This is a genomic window from Sulfitobacter sp. 1A13496 (assembly GCF_043557225.1).
Classification (GTDB): Bacteria; Pseudomonadota; Alphaproteobacteria; order Rhodobacterales; family Rhodobacteraceae; genus Sulfitobacter; species Sulfitobacter faviae.
This window is the reverse complement of sequence record NZ_JBIFFP010000006.1, coordinates 16,074-31,557: the sequence shown is the minus strand read 5'-3', so window position 1 is coordinate 31,557 and position 15,484 is coordinate 16,074. Positions and strand designations below refer to the sequence as shown.

General features: G+C 64.2%; 14 protein-coding genes. All 14 read left to right on the top strand.

The features are described 5' to 3' along the window. Nucleotides 1-42 precede the first annotated feature (42 nt). The 14 genes from ACGYLX_RS13770 (at nucleotide 43) to ACGYLX_RS13705 (ending at nucleotide 15,389) form a co-directional block, all read left to right on the top strand. Nucleotides 43-1,560: an aldehyde dehydrogenase (NADP(+)) gene (locus tag ACGYLX_RS13770; protein ID WP_394450209.1), complete on the top strand. Its 1,518-nt coding sequence runs from the start codon at nucleotides 43-45 to the stop codon at nucleotides 1,558-1,560. A gap of 243 nt (nucleotides 1,561-1,803) precedes the next feature. Then, nucleotides 1,804-2,610, top strand: coding sequence for a transporter substrate-binding domain-containing protein (locus ACGYLX_RS13765; RefSeq protein ID WP_067260893.1), 807 nt, complete (start codon nucleotides 1,804-1,806; stop codon nucleotides 2,608-2,610). A gap of 59 nt (nucleotides 2,611-2,669) precedes the next feature. Then, the gene (locus ACGYLX_RS13760; protein ID WP_067260891.1) at nucleotides 2,670-3,335 is read left to right on the top strand and encodes an amino acid ABC transporter permease; all 666 of its coding nucleotides are present in this window, start codon (nucleotides 2,670-2,672) and stop codon (nucleotides 3,333-3,335) included. Between the two features lie 13 nt (nucleotides 3,336-3,348). Further along, a complete protein-coding gene (locus ACGYLX_RS13755) occupies nucleotides 3,349-4,002 on the top strand; it encodes an amino acid ABC transporter permease (protein WP_067260889.1) in 654 nt (217 codons plus the stop codon). Next, nucleotides 3,995-4,717 carry an amino acid ABC transporter ATP-binding protein gene (locus tag ACGYLX_RS13750; protein WP_209219145.1) on the top strand — a complete coding sequence of 241 codons (723 nt, stop codon included), beginning with the start codon at nucleotides 3,995-3,997 and terminating at the stop codon, nucleotides 4,715-4,717. Before ACGYLX_RS13755 ends, ACGYLX_RS13750 begins: the two co-directional genes overlap by 8 nt. Further along, nucleotides 4,717-5,940 (top strand): NAD(P)/FAD-dependent oxidoreductase, encoded by a 1,224-nt coding sequence (locus ACGYLX_RS13745; protein ID WP_394450207.1) that lies wholly within the window; start codon nucleotides 4,717-4,719, stop codon nucleotides 5,938-5,940. Before ACGYLX_RS13750 ends, ACGYLX_RS13745 begins: the two co-directional genes overlap by 1 nt. Nucleotides 5,941-5,948: 8 nt before the next feature. Beyond that, nucleotides 5,949-6,950, top strand: coding sequence for a 4-hydroxyproline epimerase (locus ACGYLX_RS13740; RefSeq protein ID WP_394450205.1), 1,002 nt, complete (start codon nucleotides 5,949-5,951; stop codon nucleotides 6,948-6,950). A 16-nt stretch (nucleotides 6,951-6,966) separates the two neighbouring features. Next, nucleotides 6,967-8,664, top strand: a complete 1,698-nt coding sequence (locus ACGYLX_RS13735) for an aconitase X (protein WP_394450203.1) — start codon at nucleotides 6,967-6,969, stop codon at nucleotides 8,662-8,664. Further along, nucleotides 8,657-9,688 carry a proline racemase family protein gene (locus ACGYLX_RS13730; RefSeq protein WP_394450201.1) on the top strand — a complete coding sequence of 344 codons (1,032 nt, stop codon included), beginning with the start codon at nucleotides 8,657-8,659 and terminating at the stop codon, nucleotides 9,686-9,688. The genes ACGYLX_RS13735 and ACGYLX_RS13730 overlap by 8 nt, the downstream gene beginning before the upstream one ends. 188 nt (nucleotides 9,689-9,876) lie before the next feature. Next, nucleotides 9,877-11,493: a peptide ABC transporter substrate-binding protein gene (locus ACGYLX_RS13725; protein ID WP_394450199.1), complete on the top strand. Its 1,617-nt coding sequence runs from the start codon at nucleotides 9,877-9,879 to the stop codon at nucleotides 11,491-11,493. 93 nt (nucleotides 11,494-11,586) lie between these two features. Beyond that, nucleotides 11,587-12,504, top strand: coding sequence for an oligopeptide ABC transporter permease OppB (gene oppB, locus ACGYLX_RS13720; RefSeq protein ID WP_394450197.1), 918 nt, complete (start codon nucleotides 11,587-11,589; stop codon nucleotides 12,502-12,504). A gap of 1 nt (nucleotide 12,505) precedes the next feature. Further along, entirely contained in the window at nucleotides 12,506-13,420 is a 915-nt protein-coding gene (locus tag ACGYLX_RS13715) for an ABC transporter permease subunit (RefSeq protein WP_394450195.1), read from the top strand. Beyond that, nucleotides 13,420-14,388, top strand: a complete 969-nt coding sequence (locus tag ACGYLX_RS13710; RefSeq protein ID WP_394450193.1) for an oligopeptide/dipeptide ABC transporter ATP-binding protein — start codon at nucleotides 13,420-13,422, stop codon at nucleotides 14,386-14,388. Before ACGYLX_RS13715 ends, ACGYLX_RS13710 begins: the two co-directional genes overlap by 1 nt. Beyond that, complete coding sequence (locus ACGYLX_RS13705) at nucleotides 14,385-15,389, top strand: ABC transporter ATP-binding protein (RefSeq protein ID WP_394450191.1); 1,005 nt, start codon at nucleotides 14,385-14,387, stop codon at nucleotides 15,387-15,389. Before ACGYLX_RS13710 ends, ACGYLX_RS13705 begins: the two co-directional genes overlap by 4 nt. The last annotated feature ends 95 nt before the right edge of the window (nucleotides 15,390-15,484 follow it).

Below are 15,484 nucleotides of genomic sequence, written 5' to 3'. Positions count from 1 at the left end.
GCAAGCTGACACCGGGCCGCGGCCCGCATGAAAGGATAGACGATGGCCTTTACCCCCCATGGCAAACACCTGATCGCTGGCGAATGGGTCGCCACCGATGACCGCTTTAGCTCTAGCCCGGCCCATGGGCGGGCGCATGACTTCTCGGTCGGCACGGTGGAAATGGTCGACCAAGCCTGCGAAGCCGCCGAAGCGGCGTTTTGGGACTATGGCTATTCCAGCCGCGCGACCCGGGCCAAATTCCTCAACGCCATCGCCGATGAGATCGACGCCCGCGGGGCCGAGATCACCGAGATCGGCAGCCAAGAAAGCGGTCTGCCCGAAGCGCGGCTGGAAGGGGAGCGGGGCCGGACCGTGGGCCAACTCCGCCTGTTCGCGGCGCATATCGAAAAGGGTGACTACCTCGACCGCCGCTTTGATGCCGCCATGCCCGAACGCCAGCCCGCCCCGCGCCCGGCGATCACCATGGTGCAGCGCCCCATCGGCCCCGTGGCCGTCTTTGGCGCGTCGAACTTCCCGCTGGCTTTCTCCGTGGCGGGCGGTGACACCGCAGCGGCGCTGGCGGCGGGCTGTCCGGTCGTGGTGAAAGGCCACTCCGCCCATCCCGGCACCGGAGAGATCGTGGCCGAAGCGATCCGTGCGGCCGTGGAAAGCTGCGGCATGCCGCGCGGGGTCTTCTCGCTGATCCAAGGCGGCAACCGCGCCGTGGGGCAGGCCGTCGTACAACATCCGCGGATCAAGGCCGTGGGTTTCACCGGCTCGCTCGCCGGGGGCCGGGCGCTCTTCGATCTCTGCGCCGCGCGGTCAGAGCCGATCCCCTTCTTTGGCGAGTTGGGCTCGGTCAACCCGATGTTCATGCTGCCCGCCGCGATGGCGGCGCGGGCCGAAGAGCTTGGCAAGGGCTGGGCGGCATCGCTGACCATGGGCGCGGGCCAGTTCTGCACCAATCCCGGCATTGCCGTGGTGGTCGACGGGCCGGGCGCCGACGTCTTTGTGCAAAACGCGGCCACAGCGCTGCAAGACGTGGCCCCGCAGGCCATGCTGACAGACGGTATCGCGGAGGCCTATTGCGCAGGGCGGGACAAGTTCAAATCCGCGCCAAGCCTGCGCCAGGTGCATCTGGCCGACAGCGAAGGCCGCACCGCCGCGCCGGCCTTGTTCGAAACCACGGGCGAAGAGTTCAAGGCCAATCCGGCGCTGCATGAAGAGGTCTTCGGCCCTCTCGGATTGGTGGTGCGCATCTCTTCGCTCGAAGAGATGCGCGCGCTGGCTTTGGAATTGGACGGGCAATTGACCATCACCCTGCATATGGATGACGCGGATGTCGACGCCGCGCGCGACCTTATGCCGGTGCTGGAGCGCAAGGCGGGTCGCCTGCTGGCCAACGGTTTCCCGACAGGGGTCGAGGTGGTGGATTCCATGGTGCATGGTGGGCCGTATCCGGCCAGCACCAACTTCGGCGCGACCAGCGTGGGCACCCTGTCGATCCGCCGTTTCCTGCGGCCCGTGTCCTATCAGAACCTGCCCGAGGCGCTGCTGCCGGAAGACGCGGCGGAATAATCTGAGATCGTAAAAGCCGGGCCGCGCCCGGCTTTTCGCATTTGTTGCGCCGTGGGGGAGCCGCCCAACCGGCTGCTCTTTCACGAGCCTGCTGGCCACACCGGAATGTATCAAAAATATGTCGACATGCCGGTAAAAGTTAAAAATACATATTGTATTTTTAATGAAGACATTGTTCCTTCATACCACCCCGCACCCCGTCCAGAGAGAGTCGGGGGCGACCAACCCAAGAGGGAGATACCTATGAAATTCACGCAACTCGCCGGGAGCCTCGTGGCTGCGACCGTGATCGGCACCGCCGCTCAGGCCGACAAACTGGACGACATCATTTCTTCGGGCACGCTGCGCTGCGCCGTGGTGCTGGACTTCCCGCCCATGGGCTCGCGCGATGACAGCAATACGCCCGTCGGCTTCGATGTGGACTATTGCAACGATCTGGCCGCCGCCCTTGGCGTCGAAGCCGAAATCGTGGAGACGCCCTTCCCCGACCGTATCCCCGCCCTCGTCTCGGGCCGTGCGGATGTGGGTGTTGCCTCCACCTCCGACACGCTGGAGCGCGCCAAGACCGTTGGTTTCTCGGTGCCCTATTTCGCCTTCACCAACGTTGTGCTGACCCGCGAAGACGCGGGCGTCGACAGTTTTGAAAGCCTCAAGGGCAAGACCGTGGGCTCCGTCGCGGGCACTTTCGAAGCCATCGCGCTGGAAGAGCAGGTCGACGCATGGGACGAAGGCAGCTTCCGTTCCTACCAGAGCCAAGCGGACGTCTTCCTGTCGCTGGCCCAAGGCCAGATCGACGCGACGGTCGTGACCTCCACCGTGGCCTCCTCCATCGTGGCGAGCGGCAAGTTCGACGGGTTGACTATCGCGGGCGATGCGCCGTTTGACGTGGACTATGTCGGTCTGATCGGCCTGCGTCAGGAATACGGTCTGCTGAACTACCTCGACCTCTTCGTGAACCAGCAGGTGCGCTCGGGCCGTTATCAGGAACTGTTCGACAAATGGGTCGGCGGCGAAGCGCCGGATCTGACCATCGCCAAAGCCTATCGCTGATGAATGCGGGGGCCGCGACCTGCGGCCCCCCTGCCGATAACCGCTGATCGGAGCAAGAGATGGGCAACTATACCTTTCAATGGCGACAGGCTTTTCGCGCCTTACCAGAGATGCTGGAAGGCGCGCTGGTCACGCTGCAAATATCGATCCTGTCGATGCTCATCGGCATTGCCATCGCCGTGCTGCTGGCCGTGGGCCGGGATGCCAAATCGGCTTGGCTGCGGGCGCCTGCGACCGCATGGGTCGAAGTGGCGCGCAACACGCCGGCGCTGTTTCAGATTTACATGGCGCATTTTGGGCTTGGGTCTTTCGGGATCTATCTCAGCCCCTACGCCGCGCTGCTAGCCGGGATCGCCTTCAACAACGCGGGCTACCTTTGCGAGACGTTCCGCGGCGCGATGCGCGCCATTCCGGGCACGCAGCTGCGCGCCGGGCGGTCACTGGGCATGGGGCAGGCCAAGGCGTTTCGCTTGATCATCCTGCCGCAGATGTTCCGCATCTCGTTCCTGCCGACGACGAACCAGATGATCTGGGCGATCTTGATGACCTCTCTGGGTGTCACGGTGGGGCTGAATTCGGATCTCGCCGGGGTGACGCAAGACCTCAACGCGCGCAGCTTCCGAACCTTTGAATTCTTCGCATTGGCGGCGGTGATCTACTACGTGATCGCCAAGACCGTGATGCTTGGCGCACGGCTGCTTGCGGCCCGCCTGTTTCGCTACTGAAGGAAGAGAATAGATGTTTGATACGGCTCTGACCTTCAACGACCTGTTGTTCATGCTCAAAGGCGCAGGGGTGACGCTTTCGGTCACCGCCTTCGCGGTGGTGGGCGGCACGCTGCTGGGGGTGTTCTTCGGGGTGCTGCGCAGCCAGATCAGTCCATGGGCGGCGCTGCCGCTGACCTTCGTGCTGGATATCTTCCGCTCGGTCCCGCTGCTGATCCAATTGATCCTCGCCAACGCCTTTCAGGCCATCGCGGGCTGGGGGATTTCGCCCTTCGTGACCTCCTGCATCGTGCTGGCGCTTTATACCTCGGCCTATTGCACCGAGATCGTGCGCGGCGCGATCGAGGCGGTGCCTTCGGTCACCCGCCGTGCGGCGCGCTCGCTCGGCATGACATGGGGGCAGGATCTCACGCAGATCGTCTTTCCCATGGCGCTGCGGGTTGGCCTGCCCAGTTGGATCGGCCTGACGCTCGGTGTGATGAAAGACAGCGCGCTGGTGATGTGGCTTGGCATCATCGAATTGCTGCGCGCCTCGCAAATTCTGGTGACACGCCTGCAAGAGCCGATGTTCATCCTGCTCGTGACCGGCGCGATCTACTTCGCGCTCAGTTTCCCCATTGCCCGGCTTGGCAGCCGCTTGGAAAAAAGGTGGCAAGAAAATGATTGAGATTGAAAACGTCCACAAATCCTTTGGTGCGCTTCAGGTGCTCAAGGGCATCGACCTGACCGTGCAGAAGGGCGAGGTCGTCTCGGTGATCGGCGGCTCTGGTTCGGGTAAATCGACGCTGCTGACCTGCATCAACGGGTTGGAGCCGATCGACAGTGGCCGCATCGTTGTCGACGGGACCGAGGTCCACGCCCGCGACACCGACCTGAACAAGCTGCGCCGCAAGATCGGCATCGTGTTCCAGCAGTTCAACGCTTTTCCGCATTTGACGGTGTTGGAAAACGTCACGCTGGCCCCGCGCAAAGTCAAAGGCATCGCCCGCAAAGAGGCCGAAGAGATCGCGGTGCAGCAGCTTTCGCATGTCGGTCTGGCCGATAAGCTCGATGTTTACCCTAGCCGCCTGTCGGGCGGGCAGCAGCAGCGGATGGCGATTGCGCGTGCATTGGCGATGTCGCCCGATTACATTCTCTTTGACGAGGTGACCTCGGCCCTCGACCCGCAACTGGTGGGCGAGGTGCTGGACACGCTCAAACTGCTGGCAGATGAAGGGATGACGATGATCTGTGTCACCCATGAGATGAGTTTCGCACGCGATGTGTCGGACCGTGTGGCCTTCTTTCACAAGGGCGTCATGGCCGAGATCGGCGCGCCGGATCAGATCTTTGGCGATCCGCAGCAAGAAGAGACCCGTCAATTCCTGTCGAGCGTGCGGTAATGAACCAAACCCCGGTGACGGTCGTCGGCGCGGGCGTGGTGGGCCTGTCTATCGCGCTGGCGCTTCAGGCGCGCGGGCTGCCCGTGCGGGTGATCGACCGTGAAGGCCCGGCAGCGGGCGCCTCGGCGGGCAACGCGGGCGCTTTTGCTTTTACCGAGATCCTGCCGCTCGCCTCGCCCCGGATGATCCGGCAGGCGCCGAAATGGCTGCTTGATCCGCTGGGGCCGCTGTCGGTGCCGCCGCGCTATGCCGGGCGGATCGCTCCGTGGATGTGGCGTTTCTGGAAAGCAAGCTGGCCCGCGCAGGTGCGGGCCTCGACCGTGGCGCAGACGGCGCTGATGAAGCTCTCGCAGGCCGCGCTCGACCCGCATCTGGCGCTGAGCGGTCTGGCCCATATGCTGCGCCATGACGGGCAGTTGCAGGTCTATGAGAGCGAGGCCGAGTTCCGCGCCTCCCTCCCCGGATGGCAGGCCCGCGAAGAGGCGGGGATTGCCTTCACCCATCTCAAGGGCGATGAGATTGCGGCCTATCAACCCGGTCTTGCGCCCGGCTTCACCCATGCGACCTTCACCCCGGAATGGCAGTCGATCTCGGACCCGCGCGACTATGTGCTGGCGATGGCCGAACGCTTCCGGGCCGGGGGCGGAGAGATCACCATCACCCGCGCCGAACGTCTCGTCGCGGGCGGGGTCGAGACCGCCGCTGGCCTGATGCCGGGCCGCGTGGTGCTGGCCGCAGGGGCGCATTCGCATCACCTCGCGCGGACCGCTGGCGTGAAAATCCCGCTTGAGACCGAGCGCGGCTATAACACGACCCTGCCCAGTGGTGCCTTCGACCTGAAGCGCCAGATCACTTTCGGCGGCCATGGCTTTGTCATCAGCAAGGTGGGCCATGGGCTGCGCGTCGGCGGGGCGGTGGAACTCGGCGGGCTCGACCTGCCGCCGAACTTTGCCCGGGCCGATGCGATGCTGAAAAAGGCCAAGCGCTTTCTGCCGGGGCTCGACACCTCGGGTGGCAGGCAGTGGATGGGTTTCCGCCCCTCACTGCCCGACAGCCTGCCCGCCATCGGTGCGTTGCCGAACCGGCCAGATGTCTACTGCGCCTTTGGCCACGGGCATCTGGGCCTCACCCAATCGGCAGGCACCGCCGCCATCATCGCGGATCTGATGACCGGTCAAGACCCCGGCATCGACCTGACCCCCTTCTCTCCCGCCCGTTTCTAGAGGCTGACATGACGCAACACACATTTCCCTGTATCGACGGCCATACCTGCGGCAATCCGGTACGGCTCGTCACCGGCGGCGCGCCGCTGTTGAAGGGCGCGAACATGCTGGAAAAGCGCGCCCATTTTCTGGCGGAATACGACTGGATCCGCACCGGTCTGATGTTTGAGCCGCGTGGGCACGACCAGATGTCAGGCGCGATCCTTTACCCGCCGACGCGGGATGATTGCGACATCGCAGTGCTGTTCATCGAGACCTCGGGCTGCCTGCCGATGTGCGGCCACGGCACCATCGGCACCGTCACCATCGCGCTTGAGAACGGGCTGGTTACCCCCGCCACCCCCGGCCAATTGCGCCTTGAAACCCCTGCCGGGCGGGTCGATGTGACCTACCGGCAAGAGGGGCGTTTCGTCGAAGAGGTGCGCCTGACCAACGTGCCCGCCTTCCTCCACGCCGAAGGGCTGACGGCAGAGGTCGAGGGTTTGGGCGAAGTGGTGGTCGATGTGGCCTATGGCGGGAACTTCTATGCCATCGTCGAGCCGCAGAAGAACTTCCGCGATATGGCGGATTTCTCGGTCTCCGAACTGGTCGGTCTGAGCCCCAAACTCCGTACCGCGCTCAATGCGAAATATGAGTTCACCCACCCCGAACATCCCGCGATCAACGGGCTGAGCCATATCCTCTGGACCGGTGCCGCCCAAGCGCCCGAAGCCCACGCCCGCAACGCGGTTTTCTACGGTGACAAGGCGATCGACCGCTCGCCCTGCGGCACCGGCACTTCGGCGCGGATGGCGCAGCTGGCGGCCAAGGGCAAGCTGAATGTCGGCGATGATTTCGTGCATGAATCCATCATCGGCTCCATGTTCAAAGGCCGTGTCGAAGCGGCGGCAGAGGTGGCGGGCAGGCCCGCGATCATCCCCTCCATCACCGGTTGGGCGCGGGTGACGGGCTTTAACACCATTTTCATCGACGAGCGTGACCCCTTCGCGCACGGCTTTGTGGTCACCTGAATTGGAGAAGCACCCCATGGCGCAAATCATCGTTCCCGCCGAGGCCCAAGGCGCGGTGCTCGCTTCCTCCGAGGGGTTGAGTTTTTGGGGCGGCGTAGATCCGGCCAGCGGCAAGGTCATCGACGCGCATCACCCGCTGTGCGGTCAGTCGCTGGCGGGGAAGATCCTGCTCATGCCCACCAGCCGCGGCTCCTGCACCGGCAGTGGCGTGCTGCTGGAACTGGCGCTGAACGGTCATGCCCCTGCTGCCCTCGTGTTTCGCGAGGCCGAAGACATCCTGACCCTGGGCGCGTTGATCGCGGGCAAGATGTTCGACAAGCCGCTCGCGGTGCTGCGCCTCGGGGCCGAGGATTACGACCTGCTCGCCAAGTCCCGCAGCGCGCGGATCACGCCTGAGATGCTCAGCACCGATGACTGGGATCTGCCCCTGTCGGACAGGCCCGCCCGCCCCCTGCATCTCACCGCCGAGGATCAGGCGATGCTGGACGGGGCCGAGGGCAAAGCCGTGCAACTGGCGACGGAGATCACTTGCACCATGGCGCGGGGGCAGGGGGCCGAGCGGCTGGTCGACGTGACGCGCGTGCATATCGACGGCTGCATCTACGCCAGCCCCGCCAACCTGCTCTTTGCCCAGACTATGGCCGATATGGGCTCGAAGGTGCGCGTGCCGACCACGATGAACGCGATCTCGGTCGATCACGGCAATTGGCGCGATCAAGGCGTGCCGCCGGACTTCGGCCTGCCCGCCAGCCGTTTGGCCGACGCCTATGTCACCATGGGCGCGCGGCCCAGTTTCACCTGCGCGCCCTACCAATTGCCCGCCCCGCCCGAACGCGGCGAATTCATCGCGTGGTCGGAGTCAAACGCGGTGATCTATGCCAATAGCGTGCTTGGTGCGCGGACGGTGAAACATCCCGATTTTCTCGACCTGTGCATCGCGCTCACGGCGCGCGCGCCGCTCTCAGGGGTCTATCTGGAGGAACATCGCGCCCCGCGCCGGGTGATCGAAGTGGAACTGCCCGCGCAGTATGACGAGGCGATCTGGCCGATGCTGGGCTGGCTTGCGGGGCAGGCCGCCCCGGACCGGATCCCGCTTCTGCGTGGGTTGGAGGGGGCCGCCCCGAATGAGGATGACCTCAAAGCGCTCTGCGCGGCCTTTGGCACCACCTCCGCGGCCCCAATGCTGCATGTCGCCGGGATCACACCCGAAGCCGATTTGCCCCCTGTCGCGGAGGCCGATACGGTTCGCCTCACATCCGATGACCTGCGCCGCGTTTGGCGGCAGTTCAACGCCGGGGCCGCGACGGTCGATCTCGTGGCCTTCGGCAGCCCGCATTTCTCTCACGCGGAATGCCGCGCGCTCGACACCGCCCTCGCCGGGCGCAAGCGCCATGCCGACACGGCTGTCATCGTGACGCTCGGCCAAGACACGCTGCAGGCGGCGCGCGATGACGGCACCGTGGCGCGGCTGGAGGCCGCGGGCGTGCAGGTGGTGCCCGACATCTGCTGGTGCTCGATTTCCGAGCCGGTTTTCCCGCCCTCGGCCAAGGTGTTGATGACCAACTCGGGCAAATACGCCCATTACGCCCCCGGTCTGTCGGGCCGGGCCGTGCGCTTTGGGAGTATCGCCGATTGTGTGGAGGCCGCCGTGACGGGGCAGGCGGGGGAAGCCTTGCCGAGATGGCTGACCGAGGAGGAGACGAAGGATGCGTAGCAGCAAGACGGTTCATGTGATCTCGGCCCATGCCGAGGGTGAGGTGGGCGATGTGATCGTCGGCGGTATCGCCCCGCCGCCGGGGGAGACGCTGTGGGAGCAGAGCCGCTGGATCGCGCGGGATGAGACCCTGCGCAACTTCGTGTTGAACGAGCCGCGCGGCGGGGTGTTTCGCCATGTGAACCTTCTGGTCCCGCCGAAAGACCCCCGCGCCGATGCGGCCTTCATCATCATGGAGCCGGAGGACACGCCGCCGATGTCCGGTTCCAATTCGATCTGCGTCTCGACCGTGCTGCTCGACGGGGGCATCCTGCCGATGACGGAGCCTGTGACGGAGCTAACCCTCGAAGCGCCGGGCGGGCTGGTGAAGGTCCGCGCCGAATGTCGCAATGGCAAGGCGGAGCGTATTTTCGTGCAGAACCTGCCAAGCTTCGCGGCGCGTCTGGATGTGCCGCTTGAGGTCAAAGGGCTGGGCACGCTCACTGTCGATACCGCCTATGGCGGCGACAGTTTTGTGGTCGTCGATGCCGCCGCCATGGGGTTTTCGCTAGAGGCGCATGAGGCCCATGGCATCGCGCGGCTCGGCGTGCGGATCACCGATGCGGCCAATGCGGCGATGCGGTTCGACCACCCTGAGAACCCTGATTGGCAGCATTTCTCTTTCTGTCTGTTCGCCGGACCGGTGACCCGCGATGAGACCGGCCTGCGCGCCGGGGCGGCGGTCGCGATCCAGCCCGGCAAGGTGGACCGCTCCCCCACTGGCACCGCCCTTTGCGCGCGAATGGCCCTGCTGCACGCGCGGGGGGAAATGGGACTGGAGGACAGTCTGACCACCGTGTCGCTGATCGGGTCGACCTTCACGGGGCGCATCTTGGGCGAGACGCGGGTGGGCGAACATATGGCCATCCAGCCAGAACTGTCAGGCCGGGGCTGGGTCACGGGCATCCACCAACATATGCTCGACCCCGATGACCCTTGGCCGGGCGGCTACCGCTTGTCCGACACATGGGGTGCGCGCGGCTAGGCGCGCTCTACGCAGGGTCGAAACCCGCCGCCCGGGGCAGACCGGGCACCAATCTTTGCAACCTCGCGCCGCCTCGGCGCGAAGCCGCCGTGTTTGGCTGACGCGAGGCAACGTCTTGCATGTGCTCTTCGTTTTCGATTGATTACTTTTCAATCAGAACACGAACTTTCAAACAACGGAGAGTCACCATGAAGCTACGCACCACACTCGCATCCTCCGCATTGGCGCTGAGCCTTGCGTTTCAGGCCCATGCCGCCGATGTGCCTGAAGGCGTGAATCTTGCCGAAGATCAAACCTATACCTTCTGGCTGCTCGACGCGATCAAGTCGATGGACCCGCAGATCAACACCGACGTTGAAGGTTCGGACGTGCTGCGTAACCTCTTCGAAGGGCTCTACAACGAGGACGGCAACGGTGAGCTGGTCCCCGGTGTCGCGCTCGACCACGAAGTTTCGGAAGACGGCAAGACCTATACGTTCAACCTGCGCGACGACGCCAAGTGGTCCAACGGCGAGCCGGTCACGGCGAATGACTTCGTCTATTCATGGCGCCGTTTGGCCGACCCGGCGACCGCCTCGGAATACGCTTGGTACATGGAGTTGATGCAGGTCGAAAACGCGCCCGAGATCATCGCCGGGGAGAAATCCCCCGAGGAGCTGGGTATCCGCGCCATCGACGATCACACGCTTGAGGTCAAGATCACCACGCCGCTGCCCTATTTCCCGCAGATGCTGGTGCACGGCTCGACCTTCCCCGTGCTGCAAAGCGTGGTCGAGGAACATGGCGACGACTGGACCGATGCAGGCACGCTTGTCGGCAACGGCGCCTATACGCTGGTCGAGCATCAGTTGGGCGAGCGCGTCGTGATGGAGAAGAATGACACCTATTGGGATGCCGAGAACGTGGTGATGGAAGAGATCATCGCGCTGACGATCAACGACGTGAACCAAGCGCTGACCCGCTATCTGGCCGGTGAGCTGGACCGCGTGGACATCCCCGCCGGGCAGTATCCGCGTCTGAAGAAAGAGTACCCCGAACAGGCGGTCTCCACCCCCTATAACTGCTCCTACATCTACATGCTAAACGTGGGCGAGAAGGGGCCGGAGGCGTTGAAAAACGTCAATGTGCGCAAGGCGCTGGCCTATGCCATCGACCGCGACATCATCGTCGACCGCATCCTGCAGGGCGGCCAGAAGCCTTCGTACAACTGGACCCACTGGGCGATTGCCGATTTCGAGCGTCCCGAACTGGACTGGGCCGATAACATGGATCAGGCGCAGCGGGTGGAGAAGGCCAAGGAACTGCTGGCCGAGGCGGGCTACGGGCCCGACAACCCGCTGGATCTGACGCTGCAGTATAACACTTCGGAAGATCACAAGAAGATCGCCATCGCAGCCTCGCAGATGCTCAAGCAGATCGGTGTGAACCTCACGCTCGACAACTATGAGTGGAAGGTCCACACCGACCGGATGCAGAACCAAGACTACGACATGGCGCGTTATGCTTGGTGCGGTGACTACAACGAGGCGTCGACCTATCTCGACCTCATGACTTCCTATTCGGGCCACAACAACGGCGAGTTCTATAACGACGCCTATGACAAGCTCATGAAGGACAGCAAGACCGCCGAAGATCCGCAGCCGCTTTATCAAGAGGCGGAGAAGATCTTGGCCGAGGAAATGCCGATCATCCCGATCTACCATTACGCGAACGTCGACATGATCGCGGAAGACATCGAAGGTCTGCCCGAGAACAACGTGAACAACACGTGGTACGGCAAAGACCTCTACCGTACCGCAGAGTAACCTCTCGACATTCGGGCAGCCCGGCGGTTATGGCACGGGCTGCCCGATTCTATTCTACACCCCCACAAACCCCGTATTCGGAGCGCGCGCCTCTTGCTCAGTTACATCTTCAAGCGCCTTGCCATCGCTATTCCGACGCTTCTGGTCTTGATCGTCATCTCTTTCCTGCTGATGCATTCCGCGCCCGGTGGCCCCTTCACCTCGGAGCGCGAGTTGCCGCCGCAGGTGCTGGCCAATCTCAATGCGAAATACGGGCTGGACGATCCGCTGTGGAAGCAGATCACAACTTACGTCTGGGGCATCGTCACCGAGTTCGATTTCGGGCCGAGCTTTGTTTACAAGGACCGCTCGGTGAACGAGATCATCGCCCAAGGTTTCCCGATCACGCTGACCTACGGTCTTTTGTCCTTCGCCGTGGCGGTCATCGTCGGCGTGAGCCTCGGCGTCGCCGCTGCCGTGCGGCACAACTCGGCGCTGGACTATGCCGCCGTCGGCGTCTCCATCGGCGCGCAGGTGCTGCCGAACTTCGTGATGGCGCCGATCCTCGTGCTGGTCTTCACGCTCTGGCTCGGCTGGCTGCCGGGCGGCGGCTGGCAGGGGCCGGAATATTGGATCATGCCGGTGATCGCGCTGTCCACGTCCTTCATGGCCTCGATCGCGCGGATCACCCGGTCGTCGATGCTCGAGGTGCTGACCTCGAACCACATCCGCACCGCCCGCGCCAAGGGTCTGCCCGAGCGCCGGGTGATCCTGCGCCACGCGCTGAAACCGGCGATGCTGCCGGTGATTTCCTACCTTGGGCCGGCCTTCGTGGCGATGATCACCGGCTCCGTGGTGGTCGACATCTATTTCTCCACCGGCGGCATCGGCAAGGCATTCGTCGATTCAGCGCTGAACCGCGACTACGCGGTGATGATGGGGGTGACGATCCTCGTCGGCGCGCTGACCATCTTCTTCAACCTCGTGGTCGACATCCTTTACGGATGGATCGACCCCAAGATCCGGTACTGACATGGTGATGACATCCGAACAACGGGTCGAGACCAGCGAGATCGCCGCCAAGGGCCGCTCCCCCTGGGCCGATGCGCGGCGGCGGTTCTTCCGTAACAAGGCGGCGCTGATGGGGCTGGTGATCCTCGGCTTCGTCGTGGCCTTCGCGCTTTTTGGCAACAGCCTTGCGCAATGGTCGAACGAAGAACTCGACTACAACGTCATGGGCCAGATCGTCGAACTGGGCGGCCCGTCGTTTGAGAGCGGCCATTACTTCGGTACCGATGATCTGGGCCGCGACCTCTTTGCCCGCACCGTGCAGGGCACGCAGATCAGCCTCGCCGTGGGCCTCGTCGGGGCGTTGATCGCCTGTGTCGTCGGCACGCTTTATGGCGCGGTGGCGGGCTATTTCGGCGGGCGCACCGACAGCATCATGATGCGGCTTGTCGATATCTTCATGGCCGTGCCTTACATGTTCGTGCTGATCCTGCTCTTGGTCATGTATGGCCGCTCGATTACCATCCTCTTCGCCGGTGTCGGCCTGATCTCTTGGATGGAGATGGCCCGCATCGTGCGCGGCCAGACCCTGACCATCAAGGGCCGCGAATTCGTCGAGGCGGCCCGCGCCACCGGCGTCTCGGCCCCGGTCATCATCCTGCGCCACATCGTGCCCAACCTTCTGGGTGTTATCGCCGTCTATGCCACGCTTCTGGTCCCGCTGATGATCCTCACGGAAAGCTTCATCTCTTTCCTCGGCCTTGGCGTGCAGGAGCCGCTCACCTCGCTCGGGGCGCTGATCTCCGAAGGCGCGGGCACCATCGCCTATGGCACCACCTGGCAGTTGGGTTTCCCGCTGCTGTTCTTTTGTCTCACGCTCTTCGGCCTGTTCTTCATCGGCGACGGGCTTCGTGACGCGCTCGACCCCAAGGATCGCTGATGTCTCTGCTGGAAATCGACAAGCTCAACGTCACCTTCGAGGGCGACGACGGCCCCGTTCACGCGGTCAACGACCTGTCGCTCTCGATCAACCGGGGCGAGACCCTCGGCATCGTTGGCGAGAGCGGCTCGGGCAAATCGCAGACCGCCTTTTCGATCATGGGCCTTCTGGCGCCGAACGGGCGCACCGGCGGGTCGATCCGCTTCGACGGGCAGGAGATCCTCGGCGCCAAGCCGAAGTTGCTGAACAAGATCCGGGCCGAGCGGATCGCGATGATCTTCCAAGACCCGATGACCTCGCTCAATCCCTACATGCGGATTTCCGAGCAGATGGCCGAGGTGCTGACCCTGCACCAAGGGCTGTCGAAGCGCGACGCACTGGCGGAATCGGTGCGCATGCTGGACGCGGTGAAAATCCCCGCCGCCAAGGAGCGTATCCGCCTCTTTCCGCATGAGTTCTCGGGCGGGATGCGCCAGCGGGTGATGATCGCCATGTCGCTGCTGTGCAAGCCGGACCTGTTGATCGCGGACGAACCGACCACCGCGCTCGACGTGACCGTGCAAGCGCAGATCATGGAGCTTCTGGGCGATCTGCAAAAGGATTTCGGCATGGCCACGATCCTCATCACCCATGACCTCGGCGTCGTGGCGGGCTTCTGCGAGCGGGTGCTGGTCATGTACGGCGGCCGTGTGATGGAGCAGGGCCCGACCGAGCCGCTCTTTGCCAAGCCCACGCATCCCTACACCCGCGGCCTTCTCGCCGCCGTGCCGCGCGTCGACGACGAGGACGCCACCATGAAGGCGATCCCCGGCAACCCGCCCAACATGGCCGCCCCGCCCGCGGGCTGCCCCTTCCGCCCGCGCTGCGATTACGCCGGTGACGATTGCCGCGTGATGCCGCCCCTCGCCCCCTTCGACGGCGCGCGCGCCCGCGCCTGCCACCGTCCCATCGCGGAGGTCACCGCATGAGCCCGCTGCTTTCCGTCCGCGACCTGCACGTCAAATTCCCGATCACCCGCGCCGGTGACATGCCTTGGTCCAAGCCGCGCATCCTGCATGCGGTCAACGGCGTCAGCTTCGATCTGGAGCCCGGCAAGACCCTCGGCATCGTGGGCGAATCCGGCTGCGGCAAATCCACCCTCGCACGCGGGCTGATCCAAATGGTCCCGTCCGAAGGACAGGTCATGTGGCAGGGCGAGACGGATCTGCTGTCGCTCTCCCCGCGTCGGATGAAGCCCTACCGGTCCGAAATCCAGATGGTGTTTCAGGACCCGCTCGCCTCGCTTAACCCGCGCATGACGCTGGGCCAGATCATCGCCGAGCCGCTGAAGACCCACCGCCCCGACGTCCCCGCGCGCGAGCGTCGCACCCGGGTGGCGCAGATGATGGAGCGCGTGGGCCTGTTGCCGCAAATGATCAACCGCTACCCGCATGAGTTCTCCGGCGGCCAGTGCCAGCGCATCGGCATCGCCCGTGCGCTGATCGTCGAGCCGAAGCTCCTGATCTGCGACGAGCCGGTTTCGGCGCTCGACGTCTCGATCCAGGCGCAGGTGATTGAACTTCTGAAAGAATTGCAGCGCGATCTGGGGCTGGCGATGATCTTCATCGCCCATGACCTCAGCGTGGTAAAGAACATCTCGGACGAGGTCATGGTGCTCTACCTCGGCCGCGTGATGGAGAAGGCGCCGAAGGCGCAGCTCTACGACGACCCGCAGCATCCCTACACGCAGGCGCTGCTCTCGGCGGTGCCGATCCCGGACCCGATTGCCGAACGCGCCAAGCAGATTGTGCCGATGAGCGGCGACATGCCCTCGCCGATGAACCCGCCCTCGGGCTGTGTCTTCCGGGGCCGATGCCCGCGGGCGCAGGCCGATTGCGCGCAGGTGGTGCCGCAACCGGGCGAGTCGCTGCATCAGGTCGCTTGCATTCACCCCGGCCCGCTGCAAGCCAGCGAGACCGCGGCGCAGTAAGTCTGCGGACGGTTTCGGAATGAAGACTCCAGCCTAATCAACCTCTTAGGGGCGGCGTGCGTTCGCCGCCGCCCCGCCCTATCCGCGAAAAATGA